Annotated in this window: 14 protein-coding genes; 6 read left to right on the top strand and 8 right to left on the bottom strand. The window is 56.5% G+C overall.

Translation table 11 applies throughout. From position 1 onward, the window contains the following. Nucleotides 1-924, bottom strand: a 924-nt coding sequence (locus P8O11_RS07730) for an LON peptidase substrate-binding domain-containing protein (RefSeq protein WP_300293359.1), incomplete at its 3' end; no start/stop codon positions are given. A gap of 500 nt (nt 925-1424) precedes the next feature. Between P8O11_RS07730 and P8O11_RS07725 the strand changes: the two genes are divergently transcribed. Next, on the top strand, nt 1425-1787 hold the full coding sequence (locus P8O11_RS07725) for an SUF system Fe-S cluster assembly protein (RefSeq protein WP_089891621.1): 363 nt from the start codon (nt 1425-1427) through the stop codon (nt 1785-1787). 29 nt (nt 1788-1816) lie between these two features. After that, complete coding sequence (locus P8O11_RS07720; protein WP_273499292.1) at nt 1817-2209, top strand: iron-sulfur cluster assembly accessory protein; 393 nt, start codon at nt 1817-1819, stop codon at nt 2207-2209. 95 nt (nt 2210-2304) lie between these two features. Here P8O11_RS07720 and P8O11_RS07715 read toward each other — a convergent pair whose 3' ends face one another. Beyond that, entirely contained in the window at nt 2305-3231 is a 927-nt protein-coding gene (locus P8O11_RS07715; RefSeq protein WP_300293354.1) for a 2OG-Fe(II) oxygenase family protein, read from the bottom strand. Between the two features lie 111 nt (nt 3232-3342). Between P8O11_RS07715 and tpiA the strand changes: the two genes are divergently transcribed. Then, nucleotides 3343-4083 (top strand): triose-phosphate isomerase, encoded by a 741-nt coding sequence (gene tpiA / locus P8O11_RS07710; RefSeq protein WP_300293352.1) that lies wholly within the window; start codon nt 3343-3345, stop codon nt 4081-4083. 86 nt (nt 4084-4169) lie between these two features. Here the strand turns inward: tpiA and P8O11_RS07705 are convergent, their stop codons facing one another. The 6 genes from P8O11_RS07705 to P8O11_RS07680 all read right to left on the bottom strand — a co-directional run bounded on the left by P8O11_RS07705 (nt 4170) and on the right by P8O11_RS07680 (nt 11199). After that, nucleotides 4170-5564 carry a TRAP transporter large permease gene (locus P8O11_RS07705; protein ID WP_300293350.1) on the bottom strand — a complete coding sequence of 465 codons (1395 nt, stop codon included), beginning with the start codon at nt 5562-5564 and terminating at the stop codon, nt 4170-4172. A gap of 3 nt (nt 5565-5567) precedes the next feature. After that, entirely contained in the window at nt 5568-6260 is a 693-nt protein-coding gene (locus tag P8O11_RS07700) for a TRAP transporter small permease (RefSeq protein WP_300293361.1), read from the bottom strand. 90 nt (nt 6261-6350) lie between these two features. Then, nucleotides 6351-7352, bottom strand: coding sequence for a DctP family TRAP transporter solute-binding subunit (locus P8O11_RS07695; protein ID WP_300293348.1), 1002 nt, complete (start codon nt 7350-7352; stop codon nt 6351-6353). Between the two features lie 276 nt (nt 7353-7628). Then, on the bottom strand, nt 7629-8858 hold the full coding sequence (locus tag P8O11_RS07690; RefSeq protein WP_300293346.1) for a sigma-54 dependent transcriptional regulator: 1230 nt from the start codon (nt 8856-8858) through the stop codon (nt 7629-7631). After that, nucleotides 8855-10579: an ATP-binding protein gene (locus P8O11_RS07685; protein ID WP_300293344.1), complete on the bottom strand. Its 1725-nt coding sequence runs from the start codon at nt 10577-10579 to the stop codon at nt 8855-8857. The genes P8O11_RS07690 and P8O11_RS07685 overlap by 4 nt, the downstream gene beginning before the upstream one ends. A gap of 158 nt (nt 10580-10737) precedes the next feature. After that, a complete protein-coding gene (locus P8O11_RS07680; protein WP_089890571.1) occupies nt 10738-11199 on the bottom strand; it encodes an Lrp/AsnC family transcriptional regulator in 462 nt (153 codons plus the stop codon). Nucleotides 11200-11335: 136 nt separating this feature from the next. Between P8O11_RS07680 and cysG the strand changes: the two genes are divergently transcribed. The 3 genes from cysG to P8O11_RS07665 form a co-directional block, all read left to right on the top strand. Continuing rightward, nucleotides 11336-12724 carry a siroheme synthase CysG gene (cysG, locus tag P8O11_RS07675; protein ID WP_300293342.1) on the top strand — a complete coding sequence of 463 codons (1389 nt, stop codon included), beginning with the start codon at nt 11336-11338 and terminating at the stop codon, nt 12722-12724. Continuing rightward, complete coding sequence (locus tag P8O11_RS07670; RefSeq protein WP_300293340.1) at nt 12721-13005, top strand: DUF2849 domain-containing protein; 285 nt, start codon at nt 12721-12723, stop codon at nt 13003-13005. Before cysG ends, P8O11_RS07670 begins: the two co-directional genes overlap by 4 nt. 1 nt (nt 13006) lies before the next feature. Beyond that, on the top strand, nt 13007-13634 hold a 628-nt coding region (locus tag P8O11_RS07665; protein ID WP_300293337.1), incomplete at its 3' end, for a nitrite/sulfite reductase.

Here is a 13634-nt window from a genome sequence, read left to right as displayed (position 1 = left end):
TTTCACGCGAGATTTAACACCCCAAGGGATGCTGAGCATCCAGTCAAGATAGTTGCGCACGACGGTCGCTTCGGCCGACATGGGTGACATGTTCTTGAGCTTCTTGAGCTCGGCATCCGCTTTTTCTTTGGCCTCTTTGGAGAGCTTGGTCTTGCTTATACGGTCTTCGAGCTCGGCCAATTCGCCTTCGCCCTCTTCCCCGTCGCCCAGCTCCTTCTGGATCGCCTTCATTTGCTCGTTAAGATAATACTCGCGCTGCGTGCGCTCCATCTGGGATTTCACGCGCGTTTTGATTTTTTTCTCGACTTGCAGCACGCTCATTTCGCCCTGCATCAGGCCGTAGACCTTCTCCAGGCGCGCGCTTACGTCCAGCGTCTCAAGAAGCTCTTGCTTCTGATCCACCTCAATGCCGAGATGTCCTGCGACGAGGTCTGCCAGTTTTTCTGGTTCTTGGGCTTCGCCCACAGCGGCCAGAGCTTCTTCTGGGATGTTCTTACGCACTTTGGCATAGCGCTCGAATTCGTTGCCGACGGTGCGCAAGAGCGCTTCGATCGTAGCCTCATCGCCCAACTCTTCGTCCAGCGCCTCGGCACTGGCTTCAAAAAACTCAGGGTTGTCAAGATAGCCCGTTATGCTGACCCGCGCGACCCCTTCGACAAGCACTTTTACTGTCCCATCGGGAAGCTTGAGGAGCTGCAGCACATTGGCCAGCACGCCCACTTGGTAAATGCCGTTTGTATCAGGGTCATCCTCGCCAGGATCAACCTGCGCCGCGAGCAGGATCTGCTTGCCGTCATTCATAACCTCTTCCAGCGCGCGAACCGATTTTTCACGGCCCACAAAAAGCGGCACGATCATGTGGGGGAAAACCACAATGTCGCGCAACGGCAGTACTGGGTAGGAGGCGTTCAATTCTTCTGTCATGCTCTTGTCCTGTTCAGTGGCAAGGCCTCGCACCCCTCTTCTGAGGCAGCATCAAAGCCTTCCGCGTTTAAGAGTGTTAACTTGGGTGTTGCCCGCACCCATTTCAACACGAATTCTCGGTTAAGATGCCTTTCGGCGCGTCAATCAGCAAGGCTCAAATGCTATGGTTTTGCGACAGATTTCGCCCAAACAGCTTTGTGGCAGGAGAAATCAGGCCCGCACTGGTCCATAATCGGGGATTTGCAAGAATCCTGTAAGTCAAAGCCAGACATAGCTTTGTGACTGGATGATGTGCAAAAAGATGTGCATATTCAGGGCGGTTGCGGCGGCCAATCCACTCCGCCGCGCGACAGGAATGGTGACACCACCCCGTGAAGAGGAAGGGACTAAAACGCCCAAGGCAAGGCTGCGTGCATCTTGGCACAAAAACAAGACACTCGCGCCTTTACGCGGCGCGCGCCTATCCCTATATAATCAGTCAGGAACTAAAGGACGCCCTTATGACTGAAATGATCGATCCCATCGAAGGCACACCGCTGATTGCTCCGTCCGATACGGGCCATCCACTCTACGAAAATATCGTTGAGGCTTGCCGTTCGGTCTATGACCCTGAAATTCCAGTTAACATCTATGATCTTGGCCTGATCTACACGATCGAAATCAACGATCAGGGCGAAGTGCGTGTCTTGATGAGCCTTACAGCTCCGGGCTGCCCTGTTGCAGGTGAAATGCCCGGCTGGGTTGCGGAAGCGATTGAGCCGCTAGAAGGCGTCAAACAAGTGGACGTAGAACTTGTCTGGTCCCCACCTTGGGGCATGGACATGATGTCCGACGAAGCCCGACTTGAACTCGGCTTTATGTAATTTAGCCAAACGCTTAGGAGATACTTCTCATGTTCGGCATTCCAGGCAAACAAGCGGTTACAATGACAGAGGCTGCTGCCGCCCAGATCCGTAAGCTCATGGAGGCCAAAGGCCACAAGGGCCTGCGCATTGGCGTAAAAAAAGGCGGCTGTGCGGGCATGGAGTATACGATGGAATATGTCGATGATCTGGCTGAGCATGACGAAGTCGTAGAAGAAAACGGTGCGCGGATTCTGATCGCACCGATGGCACAGATGTTCCTCTTCGGGACCGAGATCGATTATGAAATCTCGCTTCTCGAAGCGGGCTTCAAGTTCAACAACCCGAATGTTGAAGACGCTTGCGGTTGTGGCGAATCCATCAAATTCAAAGACGTCGAAGCTCTCGCGGCAGATCTTGGTCAAGTTCCCAATCTACGCTGAACCGAGACCAAAGGCGTCTGTCCACTTCTTCTTTCCATAAATATCCCGGGGGGGCTTCATAAGCCCGTGGGCTTATGAAGTGGTTGACCCATCAGTCAGCCTTTGCCCTGCAGGTGGGCATAAGTCTCGTCATACCGCCGCTTGAGATAGGCCCCTGCTGAAATCGGCTCGGCCCCTTCTGCGCTTACATCGGTATCGTGGTTCGGATTGAAAAACATCGGCACAGAAATCCGCTCCGCACCTGAGCCAACAACACGGTGCAGCGTGGCTTTCACGCGTCCACCTGTCAACATCTCCAACATTTCACCAAAGTTTATGACAAATTCCCCCGGCGCCACATCAACCGCGTGCCAGTCTCCATCGGCGCCGAGAACTTCAAGCCCTGCCGTGCCATCTCCGGTGAGAAGCGTTAGGCAGCCGTAGTCCGTATGAGCCGCGATACCGAAATCCTTCTCGCCTGCCCAATCCGGGCGCGCGGGGTAATAATTGCCGCGCAAGAGTGCCATGGGCCGCGTAAAACGGCTGTCAAAATAGCCAGCTTCGCGCCCTGCCACTTCCGCAATATGGCCCAGAAGCGCGCGGCACAATGTGATCGCCCCTGCATAATACCCTTGAACCGTTGCTTGAAAGCCCTCTGGTGCGGTGGGCCATTGGTTGTCCCCATAGACTAGCAACCCCTCTGCGCGCAGCGGGTCGTCTTTGCCAAGCTCAAAACCGCAGTCAAACACTTCTTTGTAATCAGGGTTGGCCATCGGATCGACCTGCTCTGAGCCGCTTGCGCCCCAGCCACGGTTTGACCCTGTCGCAGCCATATCAACTTTAGATTTTTCTGCGTTTGATTGGGCAAAGAATGCCCCATAGGCCTTGATCAACGTATCGACATTCTCTTTTGAAATCGGTGTGTTGTTGATCTTGAGGAAACCTGTCTCAAGCACACCGCGGCGCAATTTGGCGCGGGTGCTTGGGTCATGCGCTTGCAGCGCGCCAAAGTCGATCTGGTCAATCATATCAAGGATCCTCATCACTTTCGCTGCCTTTTTAGCCATCTTCTGGCGACACGCAACCGCACGAGTTCCATATTGGCCCCGCGCGGTCAAGCTGCTAGGAGATTTGAAAGAGATAAGGAGCGAAAGATGCGGCGCAAACTGGCAGCAGGCAACTGGAAGATGAACGGAACACAGGCCAATCTTGTGGAGATTGGCAAGCTCGCAACCGCCCATGGCGAGAGCGCTGTTGATATCCTGATCTGCCCACCTGCCACATTGCTGCATGCCGCAACCTCCTATGCGCCGCTCAAATTTGGCGCGCAAGATTGCCACATGCTGCCTTCGGGGGCGCATACGGGTGACATTTCGGCGGCACAGATCAAGGATGCAGGTGGCAGTGCTGTGATTGTCGGGCATTCTGAGCGCCGCGAAGCACATGAAGAGCACTCCGAGATCGTCCGTGCGAAAGCCCGCGCAGCACAAGCCGAAGGGCTGATGGCGATTGTCTGCATGGGCGAAAGTGCCGCTCAGCGTGAAGCACAGAACACTCTAGATATCATAGGTGGACAACTGGCAGGCTCGATTCCTGACAACGCAACGGGCGAAAACCTTGTTGTCGCTTATGAGCCGATTTGGGCGATTGGCACTGGGCTCGTGCCTACGCTTGCGCAGATCGGTGAGGTCCATGACTTTATTCGCGCGCGTCTGGAGCGCCGGTTTGGTACAGGTGTGGGCCGTTCGGTACGTATTTTGTATGGTGGTTCGGTCAAGCCTGACAATGCCGCCGAGATATTCACTGTACCCAATGTCGATGGTGCACTTGTGGGTGGGGCTTCGCTGACAGCAGACGCCTTCTCCCCTATTATCAAAGCGCTGGAAGCCGTTTAAGCACGACGCTTATCCAACCGATCAAACGGAAAAAGGCGGCGCTCATCACAAGCGCCGCTTTTTTTGTAGAGAGCGCTTGCGCCCCTTTATTTGGTGATGATCTCAGGTCCCATCAGCAAGGTCGGCAACCATGTCGAAATGGCTGGGATATAAGTGACCATGATAAGGAAGATGAAAAGAACGCCCGTGAACGGGAGTGCCGCTTTCACGACCCGCATCATTGACATACCCGCGACCCCAGAGGTTACAAACAAGTTGAGCCCCACTGGTGGTGTGATCATCCCGATTTCCATGTTCACAACCATGATGATCCCGAGATGAATCGGGTCGATCCCCAATTCGATCGCGATCGGAAACACCAGCGGTGCGACGATGATCAGGAGGCCTGACGGCTCCATGAACTGACCACCAATGAGCAGGATCACGTTGACGATCACAAGGAACATGATCGGCCCGAGGCCCGCATCCAGCATCGCCGAGGCGATCTTCTGCGGGATTTGCTCATCTGTCAGCACATGCTTCAGGATCAACGCGTTGGCGATGATAAACATTAGGGTGATCGTGAGCTTGCCTGCGTCCAGAAGCGTGTTGCGCGTGTCGACATGGAAAAAGGCCGTCACTAGCGCCTTAGGCTTTTCAAGAAGCGTCAGGTTGCGATGGCCGTCTTGGCCAGCAAGCGGACCGATATCACGATAGATAAACACCGCCGCGATAAAGGAATAGACCGCCGCAACAGCCGCCGCCTCTGTGGGCGTAAAGATCGCCCCTGTCAGGCCCGGAACACCGTAGATACCCACCATGATGATGATAATCAGAAGCAGACCCCAGAAGGCATCGCCAAAGCTGCGAGCCACTTCACCCCAGCCGAGCCATTCGCCCTTGGGCATGTTGCGGATGCGCGCCATGATATAGATCGTGATCATTAGCATAAGCCCCGCCATGATCCCGGGAATCACACCAGCAAGGAACATACGGCCCACCGAAACATCAGTCGCTGAGGCATAAACCACCATAACGATAGAGGGCGGAATAAGGATGCCGAGTGTCCCTGCGTTGGCGATTACACCTGCGGCGAAGTCCTTGGTGTAGCCCGCTTCACGCATCGCTGCGATAACGATTGTCCCGATGGCAACCACTGTCGCAGGCGAAGAGCCCGAGAGCGCGGCAAACATCATGCAGGCAAAAACGCCCGCAATCGCAAGACCGCCTCGAAGGTGACCCACACAGGCGATGGAGAAGCGGATGATCCGCTTTGCCACACCACCTGTCGACATAAACGAAGACGCAAGAATGAAGAACGGGATCGCGAGCAGCGTGTAATGCCCGGCCATTGCCTGAAACAACGACTGCGCCACAGAGGCAAGCGAAGTATCACTCAAGACCAGAAGGAAAACCACCGAGCTGACGCCGAGCGAAACAGCAATCGGTACACCGATCAGCATCAGACCGATAATCAGGCCAAAAAGAATTGCAACTTCCATAAATCAGTCCCCCTGCCCGTGGGCGCGGCGCGCGTCTTCGACGGCGTCCTCGGCCTCATGGCTCACAATCAGGCTCGTGGCCTCGCCCGTCCACACCCGCACTGTCGCCTGAATAAAGCGGAACAGCATCAGAGCCATGCCAAACGGCAGGATCACATAGGGAATGAAGCGTGGCAATTTTTCATATTCCTCGCCCTCGTTCATCAAAGGCTCAAGAAACCGTAGGATCTCGGGCAGCGGGATATCCTCCACACCATACCAAGCACGATAAGAGGTTGCGCGCATCTCTTCAAAACCCGTCGGAAACCAGCGACCTGTCGTTTGCGGCAGGTTGGCAAAGTTAGCCCAGTAATCCCAAGCGCCTTTGAGCAGCAAGAAGGCGTAGGCAATACAGATCGTGCCAACGACCAAAGCAAGGACTTTGCGCACGCGCTCGGAAAAGAGGTTGATTACCGTGTCCACGCCAAGGTTCGAGGTGGTTTTGATTGCGTAAGACACCCCAAAGAGCACCAGCCACGCAAACAGAAATGTCACCGTCTCAAGAACCCAGATCATGCTGGTGTTGAAGAGGTAGCGCAAAACAACGCTGATGAAGGTCAGAAGCGTCATCATGCCGAGAATAAAGGCGATGATGGTTTCTTCCAATTCGTTGACGAAACGACCCACCGGTCCCTTTGCCTTATAGCCATGAGCCATAGTCATTCGCTCCTATGATAGAGGAAAGCATAGTGCGCAGGCCCAGCCGTCTGTTGGGCCGGGCCTGCGTCTTTCGATCAAATGCGAAGCTTAGAACTGCGCGTTGATCGCTTGGGCCGCGTCGATGTTTTCTTGACCAACATCGTCTTTGAACTGACCCCAAACCGGCATCATTGCATCAATCCAAGCCTGACGGCTCGCCGCGTCAAGCTCGCGGATTGTTGTGCCTGCGTCCAGAATGGCTTGGCGGGCGTCGCCGTCCACTTTGCCAACAGCAGCGTTACGTTCGGTGCTGACTTCGTTAAGGATCTTTGCGAGTTGTGTGCGCATGTCCTCATCGAGGCTATCCCACCAGTCCGTTCCAACAACGACCATGTAGTCAATGATGCCGTGGTTGGTTTCTGTGATACCGTCCTGAACTTCGAAGAACTTCTTGCCGTAGATGTTTGACCATGTGTTCTCTTGTCCGTCTACAACGCCAGTTTGCAGGGCGCCGTATACTTCAGAGAAGGCCATAGGCTGCGGGCTTACGCCAATCGCTTCCATTTGCGCCTTGATCACGTCTGATGGCTGCACGCGGAACTTGAGGCCAGCGGCATCTGTTGGCAGGTTGAGAGGCTTGTTGGCCGACATCTGTTTCATGCCATTGTGCCAGAACTCAAGACCGAGAAGACCACGACGTGTCATCGAAGCTTTCATGGCTTGGCCAGTTTCCGAGCTTTGAAATGCGTCTACAGCGTTGATGTTCTTGAACATGAACGGCAAGTCGAAGATGCGGAATTGCTTGGTGAACTGCTCAAATTTTGACAGGCTTGGGGCCGCCATCTGAACATCGCCCTGCAGCATCGCTTCCAGAACTTGATCATCATCATAGAGCGTTGAGTTCGGGAAGACTTCCATGCAGGCCTTGCCGTTCATCTCGGTGTTGATGCGCTCTTGCAGAAGCGAGGCGGCAATACCCTTTGGGTGCTTGTCTGTGTTTGTAACGTGGCTGAATTTGATAACCATTTCGCCATCGTCGCATGCCGCTGAAACAGCGCCAGCTGAGACTGTGAGCGACAAAGCCGTCAGAGTTGTTGTGATAAATTTCATAGATATCTCCTCCCAGAGTTCAGAATCACTTTGCCTGCACTCCCATACAGGCGGATGAGTAATTTTTCGCCACTCTGCCTTGCCCACGCAAGATTGAGATTTTTTATCATAATTTCAGATACTTAAAATTACACCCACGCCTCGCTGTGCGAAATTTCGCACAACCCGGCACTACAAACGTGCGATAAACCGCACAATTTCAGATTTTCTCTTTCGTCAAATACGTCGAGATAGAGACCAAAGGCACGTCTCGGTGTGCACAGCTTTCCAAGCCACTCAGCGACGGTAATCGTCAGGCTTAATGTCATAGCGTGCGAGCTTGTCGTAAAACGTCTTGCGCGGCAGCTTCAGCGCTTCGGCAGCGGCGCTGGCTTTGCCATTTTGCCGTCCGAGAGCTGCAATCAGAAGCGAGCGTTCGACCCTCGCCATCTGCTCCGCAAGCCCCAATTCGCCCGCATTCCCGACCATATCTGCCATCCCAAGCACAAAGCGCATCGCGGCACTCATAAGCGAGCGGGTATTGCCAGGCCAGTCCTGAGCCATCAGCGCCGAAAGTGTATCTTGCGAAATTTCGGGGCTCACAAGGCCCGCCTGCTCAGCCGCTTGGCGCACATAATGCTGGAATATAACAGGGATATCCTCGGGCCGCTCGCTAAGCGCAGGAATGCGCAGGCTCATTCCCTCAAGACGATAAAACAGCTCTGCATTGAAGCGCCCTGCCTCAACGACCTCTTGCAAGTCACCAGAACACCCCGCGATCAAACGCGTCGCCAGCCCCGCATCGAGCCGCTCCGCCATGGAATATTGCAAACTTGCCGGCAATGTATCGATCTCATCCAGAAACAACGTCCCTTCTGCCGCATCGTGAAGTGCGGCCTCAAACCCTACCAAATCTAACGCTGACGATTGACGGCGCACAAAAGGCGCTCCACGACGGCGCGAACTCAAATGCACCACCTCGGCGACTTTTGCGATCCCTGCACCTCGCGGCCCTGTCACAAGCGCCTCAACATCGAGTCGTGCGAGCTTGCGCACCCTGCTGCGCAAATCCTCGGCCTTTTGGGATGTCCCAAAAATCATCCGCGCGGCAGCGTCTCCTGCCAGCGCCTCAGCCTTCAAAGCGCGGTTTTCCAGAACAAGCGCTCGTGTCGTCAACGCACGGCGCAGCACGGCCAGCAAAGCCTCTGGCGCACAGGGCTTTTCAAGAAAATCAAACGCGCCCTCGCCCATCGCCTTCACGGCCATCGGGATGTCACCCTCCCCAGTCAGCAAAATCACAGGCAGCTCGGGATCCACGCCTCGCGCATGCGCCAAGAGGTGAAAGCCGTCGCGTCCGGGCATGCGCATATCCGAAAGCACAGCTCCGTCAAACTCGGTGCCGATATGATCTTTGGCTTCAATAAATGAGCCCGCCAAAACAGGCCGCAGCCCTTCCAACTCCAGCGTCTGTGCAAGGGCGTCGCGCACCGCGCGATCATCATCCACAATCAATACTGTCTTGCTCATACCGAACTCTCCTCGCGCCAGCGTTCCAGCTCGACAGTAAAGACAGCGCCTCGCGCGCCTTCTGTCTTGCTCGCATTGCGCCCTGTGATCTTGCCACCAAAGCTTTCTATCAAACCATAAGAGATCGACAGGCCAAGCCCCATCCCCTCGGCACTGCCCACAGCTTTGGTGGAGTAAAACGGTTCAAATATCTTCTCAGGGTCCATAATCCCTGGCCCTGTATCACGCACATCCACCATCAGGCGCTCGCCCGCATGGCAGCGAATTCGGATGGTCTTCTCCCCCGCCTGCCCCTGCATCGCATCGGCGGCATTGGTGATCAGATTGACAAAGACCTGCCCCAATCTGACCTCGCCCGCTTTGACATAGTAGGGAGTTTTGGGCGCCGTCCAGTCCATCGTAACGCCCGCCTCGGCAAGACGCGTCTCAGTCAAATCCACAGCCGAGGTGATCACGTTGCCCAACTCGATCCGCCCCATTGGCTCGCTTTCATTGCGCGCAAAGGCCCTGAGATTCTTGATGATCCGCGCCGCCCGTGCGCTGAGAGCAGAAATGCGCTTGAGGTTGTCCTCGGCCACATCGCGCTTGCCCTGCGCCAAAAAGCGCACACCGTTTTCAGCGAACTGCCCAATCGCCATGAGAGGCTGGTTCAGCTCGTGACTGATCCCCGCGCTCATCTGCCCCAAGGCACTCAGCTTGCCCGCTTGCACAAGATCAGCCTGCGCACGGCGCAACTCGTCCGTGCGGGCCTCAACCCGCGCTTCAAGCTGACGGTTGGCCGACAGAAGCGTGCGCCGCCGCTCCGTCACCAAAAACAGGACCGCCCCAAAAGCCACCAAGACCGCCGCCACGACCAAGGCCTGCAACCCAGCAAGCCGCTCCGCAGGCGCGACATCCACAAGCGCCTCCGCCCGCATCGCCATCACGGGCATCTCTTTTGTAAGATGCAGCGCGCGGCGCGGAATATACGGCCCAAGGGCCAGCTCCCATATTTCCTCGCCGCCCTGCAAGCTCTGAACAATCCGGCCCTCAGCACCGTCCTGCAGCACAAGTCCCGCATCTTCGGCCCGCACTTCGGCAAAAACAAGTTCGGAGCGGTTGGCCATAAAGACCCGCCCATCAACGTTGGTGAAAAAGACAGCAGGTGAGCTTGAGCGCCAGCCATATTCCAGCTCATCAATATCCACGACCACAAGCAACATCGCCCGCACACGCCCGTCATGGCCAAAATCAGGCGCCGCATAGAAATAGGCCCGCCGCGCGCCAGCTTGGCCCTGCACAATCCCGTGCCCTGTGCCAAGTGCGCCCTGCGCGGCACGCGCGCGCCATGGCCCCTCAAGCGCCTCAGCTCCCAGAGTTTCTCCAGCCTGAGCCAGCAACACACCTTCGCGGCTCACGTAAGCGAGCGCCAACGCCCCTGTCTTGTCAGCAGCGCTGCGCAAGAAATCCTCCGCAGACTCGCGTCGCAGGGCTTCTCCCGCGCCCGCGCCCGTCAAGGCTTCAAGACTGGGATGATCGGCCATCATGACAGCAAGCTCTTGATAGCGCTGAAGACGCGTCGCAAAGCGGTCACCCGCCAAAGCAAGGTCTGCTTGCCCGCGCGCTTTAAGCTGCTCCATAGCCTGTGCCAGCCCGTAGCGATACACCCCAAAACTCACAGCCAGAACCAGCGCCAAAAATGCGCCCCATAGCCCCAACCTGATCAGAATACTTTGCCTCATGGGCCCTGCATAGCCTCTGCTCTGGCTCTTGCAAAGCCTCTAGCCGTCAGTGCTGGCCACTTACCTCCAAAGACAGTTTGGCCTTTTTCTTTCCCTAAATATCCCGGGGGTGCGGGGGCTGGCCCCCGCGGTCTCCCACATGCGCAGGCGCGTCCCGATTAGAGAGGCAGCATCGTCGTGTGCTTAATCTCTTCCATCGACAAAAGCGCTGTGACATTGTGGATTTTCACTTCCGAAATCAGCGCCTGATAGAAGACATCATAAGCACGCGCATTGGGAACGCGCACCTTCAGGATGTAGTCGATATCCCCTGCCAAGCGGTGTGCTTCCATCACTTCTGGCCGCTCGTGCAGTGCCCGCAAGAACGCATCCTGCCAATGCTTCTCATGTTCGCTCGTACGAATGAGGACAAAGAAACACGCTTCAAGCCCAAGCGCCTCGGCATCCAGAAGTACGGTCTGCTGGCGGATCACACCGCTCTCTTTCATTTTGCGAATCCGGTTCCAGACAGGCGTCTTTGAGCTGCCCACTTGGGTGGCAATCTCATCCAGAGACTGCGCTCCGTCGCGTTGCAGCTCTGCCAGAATTTTCCGATCCAGCTCATCCAGACGAACAGACATTCCCGCTTCCCTCTCAAATCCAAACGCTCATCATGCTCGCCGCGCAAATTGAAACAAATGTCCTTATTTGCCGCGGATACTGGCGTCATACTGGAACAATTTCCTATATTCAAGCAGAACGTTAAGGATGGACACCATGCAACATTACCCTGTTTTTCTCAACACACGCGCCGCGCGCATTGTGCTTTCTGGCGGCAGTGAGGCGGCGCTGGCCAAGCTGCGTTTGCTTATGAAGACCGAAGCTAATTTGCATGTCTTTGCGCCAGACGCGGCACCCGAAATCATCGACTGGGCAAAGGCAGGCGCACTCACACTTCATCGTCGGGTTCTCAAAACGGAGGATGTCGCAGGCGCGGCGCTCGTTTATGCAGCCGATGAGGATGAGGCCCGAGACAACCAGACCGCAACTCTGGCCCACAACGCCCGTGTTCTACTTAACATTGTCGACAATCTTGAGGGCAGTGACTTTATCACGCCCGCAATTGTCGATCGTGACCCTGTCACCATCGCCATCGGTACTGAAGGGGCCGCCCCCGTGCTTGCCCGCCAGATTAAAGCCGATCTTGAAGCGCGCCTGCCGTCCTCGCTTGGTGCGCTGGCACGGATCGGCAAGGCTTTCCGCCACGCCGCCGACACCCTGCCAATGGGTCGCGCCCGCCGCGCGTTCTGGACCGAGTATTACACCCAGACTGGCCCAGCCAGTATCGCCAAGGGAGAAGCGGCGACCAAAGCCGCGCTTGACACCCTATTGGCCCAGCACCTAGCCGAAGCGCCTGCCGAGGGCCATGTCATCTTTGCGGGCGCGGGCCCCGGAGACCCAGAGCTGCTCACGCTCAAGGCGCGTCGCGCCCTGCATGAAGCGGATGTGGTGATCTATGATCGCCTCGTCTCTCCCGCCATTCTAGAGCTCGCACGCCGTGAGGCGCTTATGCTCTCGGCAGGCAAAGAGGGCTTTGGGGCTGCCATGTCACAAGCTGATATCAATGCGCTCATTGTCAAACACGCAAGCGCGGGCGCGCAGGTTCTGCGCCTCAAGGGTGGCGATCCTGCTGTCTTTGCGCGTTTGGATGAAGAGATCGAGGCCTGCGAAGCGCATGACATTGCTTTCAGCATTATCCCGGGAATCACAGCAGCGTCAGCCTCGGCTGCGGCCTTGGGCCAAAGCCTCACCAAACGGGGCCGCAACACCGAGGCCCGCCTTGTGACAGGGCATGACATGCAGGGCTATGCCGATCAGGATTGGAAAAGCCTCGCGCGCGCCGGCGAGGTCGCTGCCATCTATATGGGCAAGCGCGCCGCACGTTTCATTCAAGGCCGCCTGCTGATGCACGGCGCTGCTTCAAACACCCCCGTCAGCCTTGTCGAGAACGCGAGCCTGCCCAACCAACGCATCATTGCCACCACACTCGGCCAATTGCCGAGCGCTTTGGCGGAGGCCGCGCTCACAGGCCCTGCGCTCACGCTTCTGGGGCTTGCTCCACGAGATGTGGCAGCCCCCACTCTCAAACAGGAGGTCGCACAATGACGCCGAGCCTGATCACTGCCAATGCGCTCATTGAAGGCGACGTCATTTACCTGACAGCCCAAGGCAGCTGGGCAAGAACAATGGCTGATGCCGAAGTCTTCACCGACGAGGCCGTGGCCGAGGAGCGCCTCTTCTCCGTAAATCCAGCCGAGGCTGTCGGCGCATATCTAATGCCCGTGAACCTTACGGACGGCTCGCCCGCTCCCTTGCATTTTCGCGAGGCATTTCGTGCCACAGGCCCCTCCAACCGCTTTCACGGCAAACAAACCGAGGCTTTTTGAGATGTATCAATATGCAGAATTTGACAGGGCCTTTATCGCCGCGCGCAACGCGCAGTTTCGCGCTCAGGTCGCACGGCGCATTTCTGGTGAACTTTCAGAAGATGAATTCAAGCCGCTGCGCCTGATGAACGGCGTCTATTTGCAGCTCCACGCCTATATGCTGCGTGTGGCGATACCCTATGGAACGCTCAACAGCGCCCAGATGGGTGTGCTTGCGGATCTGGCCGAGACTTATGACAAAGGCTACGGCCACTTCACCACCCGCCAGAACATTCAATACAATTGGCCAAAGCTTGGTGACATTCCCGATATGCTCGATGATCTTGCGCGCGTCGGTCTCCACGCGATCCAGACATCCGGCAACACCATCCGCAATGTGACTGCTGACCACTTCGCAGGTGCGGCCGCAGATGAGCTGGCCGATCCGCGCCCGATTGCCGAACTGATCCGTCAATGGAGCACCGACCACCCAGAATTTCAGTTCTTACCACGCAAATTCAAAGTCGCTGTGACAGGCAGCCCCAATGACCGCGCAGTGACTGCCGCGCACGACATAGGGCTGCGCATTGTTGCCCGTGACGGAGCACTTGGGTATAAGGTTTTGGTCGGTGGTGGCCTCGGTCGCACCC

The organism is Lentibacter sp., assembly GCF_029254145.1.
Lineage (GTDB): Bacteria > Pseudomonadota > Alphaproteobacteria > Rhodobacterales > Rhodobacteraceae > Lentibacter.
Note: the sequence above shows the minus strand (reverse complement) of the source record. Positions and strands in the feature narration are given on the sequence as shown.